This window comes from Saccharopolyspora terrae, assembly GCF_004348435.1.
Taxonomy (GTDB): Bacteria; Actinomycetota; Actinomycetes; order Mycobacteriales; family Pseudonocardiaceae; genus Saccharopolyspora; species Saccharopolyspora endophytica.
Genome location: NZ_SMKS01000003.1, coordinates 1 through 15,466 on the forward strand (window position 1 = coordinate 1; position 15,466 = coordinate 15,466).

General features: G+C 69.5%; 15 protein-coding genes. 9 read left to right on the forward strand and 6 right to left on the reverse strand.

Features of this window, described 5'->3' with window-relative positions; translation table 11 throughout:
• Positions 1-156: 156 nt before the first annotated feature.
• Positions 157-2,706, reverse strand: a complete 2,550-nt coding sequence (glgP, locus tag E1181_RS02940; protein ID WP_132672318.1) for an alpha-glucan family phosphorylase — start codon at positions 2,704-2,706, stop codon at positions 157-159.
• 90 nt (positions 2,707-2,796) lie between these two features.
• Here glgP and E1181_RS02945 point away from each other — a divergent pair, with 90 nt between their 5' ends.
• The 3 genes from E1181_RS02945 to E1181_RS02955 all read left to right on the forward strand — a co-directional run bounded on the left by E1181_RS02945 (position 2,797) and on the right by E1181_RS02955 (position 6,404).
• Positions 2,797-4,017, forward strand: a complete 1,221-nt coding sequence (locus tag E1181_RS02945; protein WP_235875877.1) for a neutral zinc metallopeptidase — start codon at positions 2,797-2,799, stop codon at positions 4,015-4,017.
• A gap of 156 nt (positions 4,018-4,173) precedes the next feature.
• On the forward strand, positions 4,174-5,640 hold the full coding sequence (locus E1181_RS02950) for a neutral zinc metallopeptidase (protein WP_132672320.1): 1,467 nt from the start codon (positions 4,174-4,176) through the stop codon (positions 5,638-5,640).
• Positions 5,641-5,684: 44 nt separating this feature from the next.
• Complete coding sequence (locus tag E1181_RS02955; protein ID WP_132672321.1) at positions 5,685-6,404, forward strand: tyrosine-protein phosphatase; 720 nt, start codon at positions 5,685-5,687, stop codon at positions 6,402-6,404.
• 88 nt (positions 6,405-6,492) lie between these two features.
• Here E1181_RS02955 and E1181_RS02960 read toward each other — a convergent pair whose 3' ends face one another.
• Positions 6,493-7,428, reverse strand: a complete 936-nt coding sequence (locus tag E1181_RS02960; RefSeq protein WP_207921993.1) for a tetratricopeptide repeat protein — start codon at positions 7,426-7,428, stop codon at positions 6,493-6,495.
• Positions 7,429-7,793: 365 nt separating this feature from the next.
• On the opposite strand from E1181_RS02960, the gene E1181_RS02965 reads away from it, so the two are divergent.
• On the forward strand, positions 7,794-8,048 hold the full coding sequence (locus tag E1181_RS02965; RefSeq protein WP_235875879.1) for a hypothetical protein: 255 nt from the start codon (positions 7,794-7,796) through the stop codon (positions 8,046-8,048).
• 68 nt (positions 8,049-8,116) lie between these two features.
• Here the strand turns inward: E1181_RS02965 and E1181_RS02970 are convergent, their stop codons facing one another.
• Positions 8,117-8,419: an MTH1187 family thiamine-binding protein gene (locus E1181_RS02970; protein ID WP_132672495.1), complete on the reverse strand. Its 303-nt coding sequence runs from the start codon at positions 8,417-8,419 to the stop codon at positions 8,117-8,119.
• A 99-nt stretch (positions 8,420-8,518) separates the two neighbouring features.
• On the opposite strand from E1181_RS02970, the gene E1181_RS02975 reads away from it, so the two are divergent.
• Positions 8,519-9,019: a MarR family winged helix-turn-helix transcriptional regulator gene (locus E1181_RS02975; protein WP_132672322.1), complete on the forward strand. Its 501-nt coding sequence runs from the start codon at positions 8,519-8,521 to the stop codon at positions 9,017-9,019.
• On the opposite strand, the gene E1181_RS02980 is transcribed toward E1181_RS02975, so the two are convergent.
• The 3 genes from E1181_RS02980 to E1181_RS02990 all read right to left on the reverse strand — a co-directional run bounded on the left by E1181_RS02980 (position 9,016) and on the right by E1181_RS02990 (position 11,226).
• Positions 9,016-9,375: a DUF3817 domain-containing protein gene (locus E1181_RS02980; protein ID WP_235875889.1), complete on the reverse strand. Its 360-nt coding sequence runs from the start codon at positions 9,373-9,375 to the stop codon at positions 9,016-9,018. The genes E1181_RS02975 and E1181_RS02980 overlap by 4 nt on opposite strands.
• A gap of 57 nt (positions 9,376-9,432) precedes the next feature.
• Positions 9,433-9,759, reverse strand: a complete 327-nt coding sequence (gene cutA / locus E1181_RS02985) for a divalent-cation tolerance protein CutA (protein WP_132672323.1) — start codon at positions 9,757-9,759, stop codon at positions 9,433-9,435.
• 81 nt (positions 9,760-9,840) lie between these two features.
• Positions 9,841-11,226 carry a glycoside hydrolase family 47 protein gene (locus E1181_RS02990; protein WP_132672324.1) on the reverse strand — a complete coding sequence of 462 codons (1,386 nt, stop codon included), beginning with the start codon at positions 11,224-11,226 and terminating at the stop codon, positions 9,841-9,843.
• Between the two features lie 395 nt (positions 11,227-11,621).
• Here E1181_RS02990 and E1181_RS02995 point away from each other — a divergent pair, with 395 nt between their 5' ends.
• The 4 genes from E1181_RS02995 to E1181_RS03010 are packed head-to-tail and all read left to right on the forward strand — an operon-like array spanning position 11,622 to position 15,449.
• Positions 11,622-12,596: a LacI family DNA-binding transcriptional regulator gene (locus E1181_RS02995; protein ID WP_132672497.1), complete on the forward strand. Its 975-nt coding sequence runs from the start codon at positions 11,622-11,624 to the stop codon at positions 12,594-12,596.
• On the forward strand, positions 12,593-13,636 hold the full coding sequence (locus E1181_RS03000; RefSeq protein WP_235875901.1) for a class I mannose-6-phosphate isomerase: 1,044 nt from the start codon (positions 12,593-12,595) through the stop codon (positions 13,634-13,636). Before E1181_RS02995 ends, E1181_RS03000 begins: the two co-directional genes overlap by 4 nt.
• Positions 13,633-14,397, forward strand: a complete 765-nt coding sequence (locus tag E1181_RS03005) for an ATP-binding cassette domain-containing protein (RefSeq protein ID WP_132672325.1) — start codon at positions 13,633-13,635, stop codon at positions 14,395-14,397. The genes E1181_RS03000 and E1181_RS03005 overlap by 4 nt, the downstream gene beginning before the upstream one ends.
• A complete protein-coding gene (locus tag E1181_RS03010) occupies positions 14,397-15,449 on the forward strand; it encodes an ABC transporter permease (RefSeq protein ID WP_132672326.1) in 1,053 nt (350 codons plus the stop codon). The genes E1181_RS03005 and E1181_RS03010 overlap by 1 nt, the downstream gene beginning before the upstream one ends.
• Positions 15,450-15,466: the final 17 nt, after the last annotated feature.

A 15,466-nucleotide genomic window follows, 5' to 3' on the forward strand; every position in this document is an offset into this window, starting at 1 on the left:
TGCCCGTCTCGGTCAGCGGAGCGTTACGGTGACACACGAGGACCTCCTGGTGATCGGTGCAGATTGTGGTGATCCACACCGAACCCGGAGGTCCTCACTCATTCCAAGATCATCCGACCCCGTGTCACCCGTTCACAACCTCCCAAGGCACTACAACTAGCCCGCGAGGACGACCTTGCCGAGTTCCGCGGGCTCCGAGAGCAACGAGTGCCGGGGCAGGACGCGGACGTTGTAGCCGGCCGGGCCCGCGTGCGGCAACGTCACCGCGGCCGCGTACCGGTCGTCACCGATGGGCTTCATCGACGCGGTGACGAAGTCGTGCAGCACGTCGTTGTCGTCGACCCGGCCCACCACGACCTCGACGTCCACATCGGACGGATCGAGACCGGCCAGGTCCACCCTGGCGCGCACCGTGACCTGCCCGCCGAGCAGCGGCGTCCCGTGATCCACCGACATCTCGGTGTCACCGACCCGCACCCGGTTCCACGCCGCCTGCAACCGGCTCCGGTAGTCGGCCAGCTCCCGCGCACCGCGGAAGTCGTCGTCGAACATCGCGCGCGCCGACTGCGCGGCGGGCGTGTAGTGCCCGTCGACGTACTCGCGGATCATGCGCGACGCCTGCACCCGCGGCCCCAGGGTCGCCAGGGTGTGGCGGACCATCGACATCCACTTGCCCGGCACGCCATCGCTGTTGCGCTCGTAGTACATCGGCGCCACGTGCTCGGACATCAGCTCGTACAACGCCGCGGCTTCCAAGTCGTCGCGCCGGTTGGGGTCGCTGACGCCGTCGGCCGTGGGGATCGCCCACCCGTTGCGGCCGTCGTACATCTCGTCCCACCAGCCGTCGCGCACCGACAGGTTCAGCACGCCGTTGAGCGCGGCCTTCATCCCCGACGTCCCGCACGCCTCCAACGGCCGCACCGGGTTGTTCAACCACACGTCGCAGCCCGACACCAGGTAGCGGGCCAGCGACATGTCGTAGTCCGGCAGGAACACGATGCGGTGCCGCACGTCGGCGCCGTCGGCGAAGCGCACGATCCGCTGGATCATCGCCTTGCCGCCCTCGTCCGCCGGATGGGACTTGCCCGCCACCACGATCTGCACCGGGCGTTCGGAATCCAGCAGCAGCTCCCGCAACCGGTCGGTGTCGCGCAGCATCAGCGTCGCCCGCTTGTAGGTGGGAACCCTTCGCGCGAAACCGATGGTGAGCACCTCGGGGTCGAAAACCGAGTCGCACCAGCCCAGTTCCAGGTCCGAGGCGCCGCGCTGCTGCCAGGCGACGCGCAACCTGCGCCGCACCTCGTCGATCAGGCGCTGGCGCAGCGAGCACCGGAGCTCCCACAGCAGCGAATCGCTCACCGGTTCCATGCCGCGCAACCCGGCACCGCTGTCCATCTCGGACTCGCCGAGCAGCTTGCCCAGTTCACGCGCGGACCAGGTCGGCCCGTGCACCCCGTTGGTGACCGACCGAATCGGGACCTCCTCGACCCCGAACCCCGGCCAGAGGTTGCGGAACATCTTGCGGATCACTTCGCCGTGCAGCTCCGAGACCCCGTTCGCGCGCTGCGCCAGCCGCAGGCCCATGTGCGCCATGTTGAACATGCCCGGGTTGTCCTCGGCGCCCAGCGCCAGCACGCGGTCCGCGGGCACCCCCGGCAGCAGCGGCTGCTGGGAACCGTCGTCGAAGTAGCGGCGCACCAGGTCCACCGGGAACCGGTCGATCCCGGCCGGGACCGGGGTGTGCGTGGTGAACACCGTCCCGGCCCGAACAGCGGCCGTGGCCTGGTCGAAGTTCAGCCCCGGGTCGGTCTGCAGCTCCCTGATGCGCTCCAGCCCCAGGAAACCGGCGTGCCCCTCGTTGGTGTGGAAGACCTCGGGCTGCGGGTGCCCGGTGAGCCGGCAGTAGGCGCGCACCGCCCGCACCCCGCCGACACCGGCGAGGATCTGCTGACGGATCTTGTGCTCGGCGTCGCCGCCGTAGAGCCGGTCGGTGGTGCCGCGCAGCTCGTCGTCGTTGTCCGGCAGATCGCTGTCCAGCAGCAGCAGCGGAACCCGTCCGACCTGCGCCTTCCACACCCTGGCGTGCATCGTGCGGGCTGCGGGCATGGCAACCTTGACCACCACCGGGCGGTCGTCCTCGTCGGTGAGCACCTCCAGCGGCAACCCGCGCGGATCGATCACCGGGTAGTGCTCGACCTGCCAGCCCTCCGACGACAGGCCCTGCCGGAAGTAGCCGGAGCGGTAGAGCAGGCCGACACCGATCAGGGGAACCCCCAAGTCGGAGGCCGACTTGAGGTGGTCGCCCGCGAGCACGCCGAGCCCGCCGGAGTAGTTCGGCAGCGCCTCGGTGAGGCCGAACTCCATGGAGAAGTAGGCGATCGACGCCGGAAGTCCCGCGCCCTCGTCCTGGCGCTGCTGGTACCAGCGAGGCACCGTGAGGTAGCGGCGCAGATCGTCGCCCACCGCGCGGGTGCGCGCCAAGAAGTCCTCGTCGGCCGCCAGCTGCCGCAACCGCTCGGCGGGCACCTCCGAGAGCAGGCGCAGCGGATCCGCCCCCACCGCGGCCCACACCTGCGGGTCGACCGCCGAGAACAGGTCCTGCGTGGGCGGATGCCACGCCCAGCGCAGGTTCGTCGCCAACTTGCCCAGTGGGCTGAGCGGCTCGGGCAGGTGGGCCCGGACGGTAAAGCGGTGGACGGCTCTCACGGGAGCGGACCATATCTCGCTCGACGCGCTCGTGTGCGATGTGCACCCGACGCCCGCGCCCACCCCGAGGTGGGTGGGAAGCTGGGGCGCGTGCGTGCATTCGGACTTGTCGCGGTGACCATCGGGCTGATCATCAGCGCCTGCACGACGCCCGTCGAGCAGGCGCCGCATGTGTCGGAACCCACGGTCGATCCGGCGTTCGTGCACGGCACGGACCGCGGTGAGACGGACCGCCTGGCAGCCACCGTCGTCACCGACGTCCAGCGCTACTGGGCGCACGCCTACCCCGACACCTTCGGCTCGCCCTGGCGGGACCTCGACGGAGGGTTCTTCTCGGTCGACACCGGCGGCACCGGCACCGCCCCGCCCTGCGCCTCCGAACCGCGGGAGGTCGAGGGCAACGCGTACTACTGCCAGTCCGTGGACGCCATCGCCTGGGACCGCGCCGCGCTGCTGCCGGTGCTGCGCGAGCACTACGGGGACACGGCGGTGGCGGTGGTGCTGGCCCACGAGATCGGGCACGCGGTGCAGCAGCGAGCCGGGCTCGCCGAGGGCGAACCGCTGCGGCTGGAATCGATGGCCGACTGCTACGCGGGATCCTTCCTCCGATGGGTCTCCGACGGTCACGCCCCGCACCTGCGCACCGACCCGGACCGGCTCGACGACGCGCTGCGCGCCATCACCGTCTTCCGCGATCCGATCGGCACCTCCGGGCACGGCACCGCCTTCGACCGGGTGACGGCCTTCCAGCACGGCTTCACCGGAGGCCCCCGCGGGTGCACCCAGGTGTCCGAGAGCGACGTCGCCGAACCGGTCGACGACGACCCGAACGCTCCCTTGGAGTCGGTCCTGGACACGGCGCCGATGGCTGAGCGGTTCGGGACCGCGGTCGCAGACCTGGGCGGGCGATGGGTCCCTCCGGCCCGTTCCACCGGCTGCCCCGGCTCCGGCGGGCCGGTCGGTTTCTGCCCCTCTCCCCCGACGGTCACCGCCGATCCGGTGGCGCTGCGCCGCACCCACGACGACATCGGCGACCAGGCGGTCACCACGCTGCTGGCCTCCCGCTACGCCCTGGCGGCCCTGACCGAACTCGGCCACCGAGCGAACGGCGCCAACATCGCCTGCCTGACCGGCGCGTTCACCGCGGAGCAGCCGCAGCTGTCACCGGGCGACCTGGACGAGGCGGTGCAGGTCGTCCTCGAATCCGACGCGGTGTCCCGCGGCGGCGACGGCCCACCGCTGAGCGGTTTCGATCGGATCGCGGCCTTCGGAGACGGGGTGCGCTCCGGCTGGGGCGGGTGCGTGAGGTGAGCGTGGGAACCTTCCTGCCACCCGCGAACGGACTCCGACGAGATCGGCCGTGACGAAGATCGGTCACCCGATAGGCTGCTGCGCGAAGACCGGGCCGCGCGACCGGCCCACGGCGAACGAGTTCGGTACCGGCAGCGAGATGGGGCGCGTGTAGTGGTGGCGACGGCAAACCGGCGGCGGGGGCGGATCCTCGGCGCCGCGGTCTCGGTAATCGCCTGCGCGTCCCTGGTCAGCGGATGCGCACAGGTCATCAGCGGCGTTCCCACGACGTTGGGCGGCTATTCCACCAGCAGCGTGGCGGGGCTTCCCGCCGCCGACGGTCCGAGCGGACCGAAGGAAGGCGCCCCGCAGGCGCCGCTCCCCGTGGAGGGCACCGACAACGGGGAGATGGACAAGCTCGCCCGCAACGCCGTCGCCGACGTCGACGCCTACTGGGCGGAAGCCTTCCCGCAGGCGTTCGACGGCAAGAAGTTCGAACCCGTCAAGCGCCTGATCTCCTACGACTCGGGCGCTCCGGGCGGACAGCTGTGCAAGCAGAACACCGCGGGCATGGTCAACGCCTTCTACTGCCCGTCCGAGGACCTCGTCGCCTGGGATCGCGGGACGCTGCTGCCCGAGCTCAACAACAGCTTCGGGCCGCTGGCGGTCGTGACCGTGCTGGCCCACGAGATGGGGCACGCCGTGCAGCACCGGGCGGGCACCGTCGCGCAGAACGATCCGGTGATCGTGCTCGAACAGCAGGCGGACTGCTTCACCGGCGCCTACTTCCGGCACGTCGCCGAGGGGTCTTCGCAGTACTTCCAGGTTTCCACGGGTTCGGGCCTCAACGAGGTCATGGGCGTGCTCAACTTCATCCGCGACTCCCCCGGATCCTCGGACTTCACCGGCAGCAACGCGCACGGCACGGCCTTCGACCGGGTCAGCGCCTTCCAATTCGGCTTCAGCGACGGTCCCCAGCGTTGCGCGGAGATGACCAACGACGAGGTCAAGAAGCGCACGACGCTGTTCCAGAACTGGAAGCCCACCCAGCAGGAGACCGAGCTGCCCATCGACGGCAAGAGCCTGAAGGCGGTGGAGGAGAGCCTGCACTCGGTGTTCCGGGACACCGGCGCCGACCCGCCGAGGATCATCGCCGAGCCCAAGACCTGCTCCGGCCGGCAGCCGACCTCGCCCGCGTCCTTCTGCACCGAGACCAACACGATCTCGCTGAACGTTCCGGAGCTGCGCGAGATCGCCACACCGCCGAGCAAGGCGAGCCAGTCCGCGGGCTACGGCGATTTCGCCGCCTACGCGCAGATCGCTTCCCGGTACGCGCTGTCGGTGCAGAAGGCCGCCGGCTATTCCCTCGACGACGAGGCCGCCGGGCTGCGGACCGCGTGCATGGTCGGTGCGTGGAGCGGGCTGCTGGTGGAAGACCCGATCGGGCAGCGCAATCCCGTGGGCAAGCTGCGGATCGTGCCCGAGGACATCGACGAGGGCGTGTCCGCGTTGCTGGGCGAGGAGAGCCTGATCGCGGCGAACGCCAACGGCGATCAGGTCCCGGTCGGCTTCGCCAGGGTGGAGGCGTTCCGCGTCGGCGTGCAAGAAGGCCTGGCTCCCTGCACCACCAAGTACGACAGCTGAGCCCTTCGCTCAACCTCGCGGTGGGTCCGCGCGTCCCTCGAAGCATGAGCGAACGACGAGTTCTGGACTTCGACGGTCTTCTCAACGCTCGTGATCTGGGAGGTCTGCCCGCCGAGGGCGGGCGGACCCGCTGGGGTGCCGTGGTGCGCGCCGAGCACCCCGCCGCGTTGACGTCAGCGGGCTGGGAAGGTTTGCAGCAGCACGGCGTGCGCACGATCATCGACCTGACCGGCCTGGACGAGGACGAAACCGACCGCGCACCGCGCCCGGCCGATCTGACCACCATCCGGATCCCGCTGGACGACATGTCCGACACCGAGTTCTGGGACCGGTGGGGAGGGGCCTTCTCGTGCACTCCCCTGTACTACGAGGCCTTCCTCGACCGTTACCCGCGACTCGTGGCCGAGATCGTCGGCGCGGTGGTCCACGCCGAACCCGGTGGCGTGCTGGTGCACTGCGGCGGCGGTCGGGACCGCACCGGGCTGATCACCCTGGTCCTGCTGGCCTCGCTCGGGGTGAGCGCGCAGGACATCGCCGAGGACTACGCGATCAGCCACCAGCGCCGCGCGGAGCTGTGCGCGGCGGCCGGTTTGGGCGATGACATCCCGAAGGTCCGGGAGTTCCTCGCTCAGCACGACGTCACCGAGCGCGGCCTCCTCGACGAGGTCGTCAACGGCCGCGACTTCGCCGACTACCTGCGCACGTCGGGCCTCGGCGACGAGGGCCAGGCGGCCCTGCGCGAGCGCCTCGTGGCCCCGGCCTGACAGTTCGTGGAGGAGGGGAGCCTTTCGCCCACGAACCACGATCGCCCTCCCCACCGGTGTCGACGGAGAGGGCGATCGGCGGGAAAGATCAGAACAGCGCGCTGGCCAGGTTGCGGCGGGCCTTGGCGACCCGCTCGTCACCCTCGGGGAAGATCTCGAACATCTCGACCAGGTGCGTGCGGACCCGGTTGCGATCGTCGCCCGAAGTGCGCTTGACCGCCTGGATCAGGCGCGTGAAGCCTTCGTCGACCTTGCCGAAGGCGACCTCCGCGTCAGCGGCCGCGATCTGGGCGTCGAGGTCGTCCGGCGCGGCGTCGGCGCGCTCGATCGCCGACGGGTCGGCCTGCTCGGCGCGGGCCATGAAGCGCACCTGCACGAGGGCGGCCTTGGCCTGCTCGTTGTTCCGCTCGCTGTCGAGGATCTGCTGGTAGGCAGCTTCGGCGGCGGCGAAGTCACCCTGCTCCAAGGCGTCCTCGGCGGCGGTGAACCGCGGGTCCTCGGGCTCCTCTTCGGGCTCGGCCTCGGAAGCGCCCTCCTCGGCCGCCCGGATTCCGGGCAGCTGGTCGCGCAGGGCGTTGAGCAGGGAGCTGATCCACTCCCGGAGCTGCGGCTCGGGCTGCGCGCCGGCGAAGCCGTCGACCGGCTGCCCTCCGGCCACCGCGATCACCATCGGCACCGACTGCACCTGGAACAGCTGCGCGATCCGCGGGTTCGCGTCGACGTCGATCTTCGCCAGCACCCAAGCACCGTTGCCCTCGCGGGCGAGCTTCTCCAACGCCGGGGAGAGCTGCTTGCACGGCTCGCACCAGGTGGCCCACAGGTCGACGACGACCGGTACCTGCATGGACCGCTCGACGACCTCGGCCTGGAAGTCGGCCTCGGTGACCTCGATGATCGCCGGGTGCGCTTGCCCGGCCGCACCGTCACCGCCACCGCTGGGCGGCTGCGCTGCGGAATTGGCTGCGGCCTCGGCACGGCTCTTGAGTGCCGACAGGTCGACTGCGCCCGCCATCGCGGCGGACATCGCTGCTGCGTTCTGGCGTGGATCCGGCCTCGTCACAGTTCCATCCTGACACGTCCGACCAGCGGCCTGGCGCGTGGGCGTGCGATGAGGGGAACCTTTCTCGCACCACCCGCCCCAAGGTCACGTACGGGCGGCGAAGTGGTCACCGAATGCGCTCATCCGGACACGCCGAAGCCCCAAAAATCAATTCGAATCGGTGAACGAAGCCACACGAACAGGTGGCGTAAGCGATCAAACCCTCATGTTCTCCGACGGTGATCGCCGAAGAGGACACAGAGCCTGCGAGGGGACTGCGGTCGTCTCGCGGGCTGCGGGGTCTCTCGTGGGGGACCTTCGGCCAGTAGTTCAACGAGAGGTTCGAAAAAGTGCGTATTGCAACCCGTGTTGCCGGTGCCGCCGGCGTCGCCGCCCTCAGCATCGTGACCCTGGGCAGCACCGCGTTCGCGGACACCGCCGACAACGACGGCGTCAACCTGCTGGACGACAACAACATCAGCGCCGTGCCGGTGCAGGCCTGCGGCAACAACGTTGGTGCCCTCGTCGGCATCGTCGTCCCGGTTCTGTCGCCGCAGAGCAGCGAGTGCGTCAACGCCCCGGTGGTCGACCACCCGCAGGGCTGACGTCAGTCGAGCCTGACGTGATCACGGGGATGGTGTCGATGAGGACACCATCCCCGTTTCGCGTTCACCTACTGTTCCCGAAGATGTTGCTCCACCCGCTCGACCTTGGACCGCAGCTGCCCGGAGTGCCCGGGACGGATGTCCGCCTTGAGCACCAGGCTGGTCCGCGGCGAGTGCGCCGAAACCGCCTCGGTGGCGCGCTTGACCACGTCCATGACCTCGTCCCACTCGCCCTCGATCGTGGTGAACATCGAGGTCGTCTCGTGCGGCAGACCGGATTCCCGGACCACCTTCACCGCGGCGGCCACCGCCTCGCTGACACTGTCGCTCTCACCAGCCCCGCTCGGGGCAACACTGAAGGCCACCAGCACGTCCGCTCCCATCGGTTCGTCACCGTGAATGAGTTCTAGAGAAAGTAGTAGCAGCACAGCCCTCAGACGTGCTCGCTCTCGCTGCTAGCGTCGGACGCTATGAGCTCCCGTGGTCCACTGCCCTTCGACCCCATCGCGCGCGCGGCCGAGACCTGGGCAGAGCGGATCGGCCCGTCCACGACGATGGCCGCGGTGACCAGCGTGATGCGCGTGCAGCAGATCCTGCAGTCCGCCGTCGACAACGCCCTGCGCGCGCACAACCTGACCTTCGCCCGCTACGAAGCCCTCGTGCTGCTCACGTTCTCCAAGCGCGGCAGCCTGCCGATGCGCGTCATGGGCGACCGGCTCCAGCTGCACCCCACCAGCGTGACCAACATCGTCGACAGGCTCGAACAGGACGGTCTGGTCCGGCGCGTTCCGCACCCCACCGACCGGCGCACCACCCTGGTGGAGATCACCGAGGAGGGCCGGAACCTGATGCAGAAGGCGACCGACGCCGTCACCGAGATCGACTTCGGTCTGGGCGGCATCACCGAGCGCCAGACCCAGCAGCTCACCGAACTGCTCGGCAAGGTCCGCCACGCGGCCGGCGACTTCTAGTTCAGCTCCTTGAGCGCGTAGCGCACGTGTCCCCAGAACGTCGGGGCGTCGGAGTCGGGCGCGGTGAGCATCCCGCGGCGGTTGGCCCAGCGCTCGAACCACACCGTGGCCAGCGGCGGCACCGAGGCCACCAGCGCGAACACCAACGGCCAGAAGCGCCAGCGCAACGGGCTGAACACGATCAGGGTGGTCACCACGTAGGCGGTGAACATGGCCCCGTGGACCGAACCCATGATGGTCACGCCCAGCGGCATCCCGAGCCCGTACTTGAACGCCATCGCCACCAGCAGTCCCGCCCAGGAGAACGCTTCGGCGATCGCGACCAGCCGGAACCACCCGCCATAGCTACGCGGCACGTCGACCCCACTTCCGATTGCACGGCACCTCAGAGCGAGTGTGCCCGGTGGCGCGCGTCACCGAGACGCCGGTGTCGTCTGCTCGTCGACCCAGGTCAGGTAATCGGGGTTCCCGCCGACGATCGGCGTCGCGATGATCTCGGGCACGTCGTACCCGTGGTTGGCCCTCAGATGCCCGATCAGGGCGTCCAGCCGACCGCTGGAGGTCTTGATCTGCAGCTGCCACTCCGGGTCGTCCTGCGCCGCGCCGTCCCACACGTAGAAGCTGCGGATCGGCACGACCTGAACGCACGCCCCCAGCCGGGCTTCCACGACGCCCCGCGCGAGCTCCGCGGCGGACTCCTCGGAGTCGGTGGTGGTCACCACCTGCACATGATCAGCCATGCCACCAGGGTATCGGGGTGAGCGGAGCGAGGATGGGAACCTTTCGCGCACCGCGGTGGCAGGAAGGTTCCCATCCTCAGCTCAGCGCCGCGCCCCGCGCAGCAGGTTCGCCTCGGTGCTCAGGTAGTTGTCCCGGTAGTCCAGGCGAGGGGTGTCGGAGAACAGCAGCCAGTAGTACTTCATCTGCTCCGACCACCAATAGCCCGGACAGGTGTCCTCTTGGGACGGTGGTTTGGCGGTGACGTCGGTAAGGGACGCGAACCCGTAGGTGGTCTTCGACGTGGCCACCATGTTCTCGAAGTGGGTGTGGGCGCGTTCGCGGAACACCTCGTCGCCGGTGGCCGACCACAGCATCAGCGCGGAGTCGGCGAACTCCGGACGCAGGGCGTTGTCGACGCGGGTGGCGGTCATCGTCGAGTAGTCCACGAAGGTCGGGATCACGCCGAACCGGTCCTGCACCAGGTTGAACGCGTCGTGATAGGCGCGCCCTTCGACGACGTGACCGGACTCGGCGAGCAGCCCGGCGTAGAAGCCGGCGAGGACGCTCTGCTCCCGGCTGAGGACCTCCCCGGTGAAGGCGTCCACCTGCGGGAACCACAGCAGCCCGTCGTGCCGCTCGGCCTGCTTCGACAGGATCGCGTCGGTGAGCGTGTCGTACCACTGCTTGAGCTCGGGGTCGCCGAAGAGCCGGTACCCGTCCCAGAGGTACTCGTAGTAGGAGTCCCCGGGCGGCCCGATCGTCGCCTGGCGGTTCCGCCACTGCCCGGTCTCGGCGTTGATGTCGTGCGGCAGCAGGCCGAGTTCGGTGCGCTTGTCGTAGGCGACGCGCATCGCTCGTTTCGCCAGGTCGTAATAGCGGTTGTCACCGGTCCACTGCGAGAGCACGCCGAATTCGGCGATGTAGGTGCCGATCTCGACGATGTTGGTCTCGGGGTCGCTGACCGCCCCGGTCGCCAGGTTCACGTACCGGTAGGGCAGGCCGGTCGGGGATTGGGTGAAGGCCGGTAGCAGCCGGTCGGCGACGTCCTTGGCGCGTTCGAGCAGCCGCTGATCACCCGTGCAGTGGTAGGCGGCGGCCAGGCCTCCGACCATGCGGATGTTGGTCTCGAAGACCTGGAAGGGAGCGTCGATGTCGAAGTCCAGGTCGTCGACGATCCACTGCACTGCCCGGGCGACTTCGGCGTCCGCCTCCATCAGCCACAGCGTGTCCACCGCTTCGACGAGGCTCAGCCCGACGGAATGACCCTCGACGAAGAAATCTCCCCTGCCGCCCGAGATGGGCTTGATGTGGTCGGCGCCGAGGGCGCGTTCGACGTACTGGCGCCACGCCCACAGGTATTCCTCGCGAACGGCGTCGGCGACCGGTTTCCAATCCCGCCGCGCCGACCCCGGCACCGACGTGGTCGCGAACATCCCGCCTGCGGCGGCGACCGCGCCCAACGCGCGCAACACGGACCTTCTGGACATGCCTGGAAGCATCGTCATCTCCGCACCTAGACAACCTTGTCAAGCCACGCGAGCCCACCGTCGCGGCCCGTCGCGCCCGAGGTCAATGCGCAGCTCCGTTCCTGTCGTTTTTGGTCACCGGCGGGCACCGATCAGCGCACCGGTTGCGACCGTCGGAGGCCTTGACCGTCCCCTCACCGAGGCCCTGAGCCGGAGGAAGGGAACCTTTCTGCCGCCACCCCACGCCTGAAGGCCGCGTGCTCGACCCGTCGTCAGCATTGGTCCGGGTGGCGCAAGACGGGCGACCGAGCGCAGCAGAAGTGGAAGCCCAGCATTGACAGAACGCTCGAACGTGAGGTCCAATCCGCTCCGCCATGACAACGTTGTCTGAGTCGAGGAACGTCCGCCGCGCCACCATGACCGATGTGGCGCGGCTGGCCGGCGTGAGCGTCAAAACGGTCTCCCGCGTCGTCAACGCCGAGGACGGCGTGCACCCGGCGACCGCGCAGCGCGTGCTCTCAGCGATCGACCAGCTCGGTTTCCGCCGCAACGTCAGCGCCCGGAACCTGCGCCGCGGCACCGGAACCGGCACCCTCGGCCTGGTCCTGGAAGACCTGGCCAACCCCTTCTACTCGGTGCTGACCCGCGCCGTGGAGGAAGTCGCCCGCGTGCAGGGCAAGCAGGTGCTCACCGGGTCCTCCGACGAGGACCCGACGCGCGAGCGAGAGCTGGTGCTGGAGTTCTGCGCGCGCCGCGTCGACGGGCTGATCGTCGTTCCCGCAGGTCACCAGCACGGCTACATCGCGCACGAGATCAACGCGGGCACACCGGTCGTCTTCGTCGACCGCCCGCCGGGCAACCTCGTCGCCGACTCGGTGCTCATCGACAACGCCGGTGGAACCGCCCAGGCGGCCCGGCACCTCGCCGAGCACGGCCACCGCCGCATCGCCTTCCTCGGTGACGCCCCCGAGATCCACACCGCCGCCGAACGACTGCGCGGGTTCCGCGAAGGATGCGCGCAAGCCGGAGTGCCGTTCCAGTCCGACCTGGTCGTGATGGGCCCGCACACCGACGAGTCCGTCGCCGAGACCTTGTCCGGCCCGCTGCGCGAGGCCACCGCACTGGTCACCGGCAACAACCGGATCACCATTCACGCGCTGCGCGCGCTCGCGGGGCGGCCCGCTCGTCCGGCACTGGTCGGCTTCGACGACTTCGAGCTGGCCGACCTGCTGGACCCACCGATCACCGTGGTCACCCACGACACCTGGGCGTTGGGCAAGTCCGCGGCCGAGTTGCTGTTCGCGCGGCTGGACGGCGACACGTCGCCACCCGGTCGCGTCGTCGTCCCGACCAGGCTGCTGGTCCGAGGATCTGGAGAGGTAGTTCGTTGAGTTCCGTCCACAGTTCTTCATCCGCGCGAGCAACGGTGCTGCCGGCGAACCAGCCCCGGCAGTTCTACCGGGGTGGAGCGTCGATCGCCGCACTGCGCGGCGGCGGAGATGACCGGGAGTTCGGCCCCGAAGACTGGGTCGCCTCCACCACCACCCGGTTCGGGCAGGACGAGTCCGGGCTGTCCCGGCTGCCCGACGGCCGGCTGCTGCGCGACGTGGTCAGCGCCGACCCCCGGTCCTGGCTGGGCGCCGATCACGTGTCGGCCTACGGCGAGAGCACCGCGCTGCTGGTGAAGCTGCTCGACGCCGGCCAGCGCCTGCCGGTCCACTGCCACCCCGATGACGTGTTCGCCAAGCAGCACCTGGGTTCTCGCTTCGGCAAGACCGAGGCGTGGATCGTGGTGGGGACCAGCGGCGCGAACCCCGTGGTGTACCTGGGGTTCCGGGATGACGTGACACCGGAGACGGTGGCCGAGTGGGTGCGCACCCAGGACTCCTCGGCGATGCTGGGCTCGCTCAACGAGATCCCGGTCAAGCCCGGCGACACCGTGCACGTGCCCGCCGGAACTCCGCACGCCATCGGCGCAGGGGTGTTCATCGTCGAACTGCAGCAGCCCACCGACTTCTCGATCACCCTGGAGTGGCAGGGATTCCTGACCGACGCCGAAGGCGCGTTCCTCGGCCTGGAGACCGCCACCGCCCTGGAGACGGTCAACCACTCCGGGTTCGACGACGCCCTCCTGGCATCGCTGATCAAGCGCACCGGCGACCTGGGTGAAGGACGCGTTCCCCTCCTGGCCGAGGACGCCGCACCGTTCTTCCGCGCCGACCGCCTGCACGGTTCGGCAGAACTCGACCCTTCCTTCGGCGTGCTGATCGTTCTCGACGGCAGCGGAGAACTGCACTGCGCGAACGGTTCCCCTCTGCCGCTGCGGCGCGGAGCCACCGCCGTCGTGCCGCACGCCGCCGGGCAGACCCGCTTGGAAGGCGACCTCACCACCGTGCTGTGCAGACCACCATCAGCTGGGAGCCGCGCATGACCGAACCACTTCTCGAAGCACGTGATCTCGTCAAGCGCTACGGCAGCGTGGAAGCGCTGCGAGGGGCTTCCTTCACCGTGCACCCGGGCGAGGTGGTCGCGCTCATCGGTGACAACGGTGCGGGCAAGTCGACCCTGGTGAAGTGCCTGTCCGGGGTGGAGCAGCCGGATTCCGGCCAGATCCTGGTCGACGGCAAGCCCGTGTCGCTGGACTCCCCGACCGCCGCGCGCGGTCACGGCATCGAAACCGCCTACCAAGATCTCGCCGTGGCGCCGGACCTGGACCCGGCCGCGAACCTGTTCCTGGGCCGCGAGATCCGGCGGCCGGGCCTGCTCGGCAAGCTCGGAATGCTGGACAAGGCCAAGATGCGCGCCGAAGCCACCGAGCAGTTCGCCAAGTTCGGCGTCTCGCTTCCCGACCTGTCCGTGCCGATCGGTGCGCTCTCGGGCGGTCAGCGGCAGAGCGTCGCGGTGGCCCGGTCGGTGGCGTGGGCGAGCCGGCTGGTGTTCCTCGACGAGCCGACCGCCGCGCTGGGCGTGGTGCAGCGCGAACGCGTCCTCGACGTCGTCCGCCGGGTTCGCGACACCGGCATGGCCGTCGTCCTGATCAGCCACAACATGCCCGAGGTGCTCTCGGTCGCCGACCGCGTCGAAGTGCTGCGACTGGGCAGCCGGGTCGCCCGGTTCAACGCCGCCGAAGCCAAGCTGGAGGACCTGGTCGGTGCGATGACCGGGGCCCTGTCCCAGGAGGACGCGAGCTGATGTCCACTTCGCAGAAGACCTCCGCCGACAAGCCTGTTCAGCAGACCCCCGACGAGCCCGCTGTGAGCCTGCGTTCCCGGTTGGCCGGATCCAACACGGTGTGGACCGGCCTGGTGCTGGTGGTGCTGTGCGCGCTGTTCAGCGCACTGCGCCCCGACGCGTTCCTGACCCTGTTCAACGTGCAGAACCTGCTGGTGCAGGCCGCACCGCTGCTGATGCTCGCGGTGGGCATGACCTTCGTGATCATCACCTCCGGCATCGACCTGTCGGTCGGTTCCGTGCTGGTGTTCGCCGGGGTCGTCTCGGCCATGACCATGGAAGCGCTCAGCGGCGGCGACGCCACCTTCGCGGGCTGGGGCGTCATCGCGATCGGCCTGGTAGCGGCGCTGATCGGCGGCGCGGCGTGGGGACTGCTCAACGGGCTGCTGGTCGCGGTGGCGCGAGTGCCCGCGCTGATCGTCACGCTCGGCTCGTTCGGTGCGGCGCTGGGTGCCGCGCAGCTGCTGACCAACGGCATCGACGTGCGCACGGTTCCCGCCACCCTGCGCACCACCCTCGGCACGGGGACGTCCTTCGGCGTGGTGCCGAACCTGGTGATCCTGGCCGCGATCATCACACTGCTGGCGATGTGGCTGCTCCACACCACCGCTTTCGGCCGCTACACCTACGCGATCGGCTCGAACTCCGAAGCCGCGCGGCGCAGCGGCATCAAGGTCACCCGCCACCTCATCGCGGTCTACACGCTCACCGGCGTGCTGGCCGGGTTGGCCGGATTCATGTCACTGGCCTACTTCGGCACGACCACGATCAGCGGTCACAGCAACGACAACCTCAACTCGATCGCCGCGGTGGTGCTGGGCGGCACCAGCCTGTTCGGCGGCATCGGGACGATTCTGGGCAGTGTCATCGGCGTTTTCATCCCGGCGGTGCTCGACGCCGGGTTCGTGATGGCCGGTGTTCGCCCGTTCTGGCAGCCGATCGCCGTCGGGGCGGTCCTGGTCGCCGCGGTCTACCTGGACCAGCGCCGGCGTCGAGCCCGCAACAACCGTTGAACCAAACCCTTTGAAAC

Coding starts and splice junctions, on each gene's coding strand:
- E1181_RS02995 (WP_132672497.1), top strand. CDS start 11,622: ATGACCGATGTGGCGCGGCTGGCCGGCGTGAGCGTCAAAACGGTCTCC.
- E1181_RS02955 (WP_132672321.1), top strand. CDS start 5,685: ATGAGCGAACGACGAGTTCTGGACTTCGACGGTCTTCTCAACGCTCGT.
- E1181_RS02975 (WP_132672322.1), top strand. CDS start 8,519: ATGAGCTCCCGTGGTCCACTGCCCTTCGACCCCATCGCGCGCGCGGCC.
- E1181_RS03005 (WP_132672325.1), top strand. CDS start 13,633: ATGACCGAACCACTTCTCGAAGCACGTGATCTCGTCAAGCGCTACGGC.
- E1181_RS03010 (WP_132672326.1), top strand. CDS start 14,397: ATGTCCACTTCGCAGAAGACCTCCGCCGACAAGCCTGTTCAGCAGACC.
- E1181_RS02990 (WP_132672324.1), bottom strand. CDS start 11,226: ATGTCCAGAAGGTCCGTGTTGCGCGCGTTGGGCGCGGTCGCCGCCGCA.
- E1181_RS02960 (WP_207921993.1), bottom strand. CDS start 7,428: ATGTCCGCCGCGATGGCGGGCGCAGTCGACCTGTCGGCACTCAAGAGC.
- cutA (WP_132672323.1), bottom strand. CDS start 9,759: ATGGCTGATCATGTGCAGGTGGTGACCACCACCGACTCCGAGGAGTCC.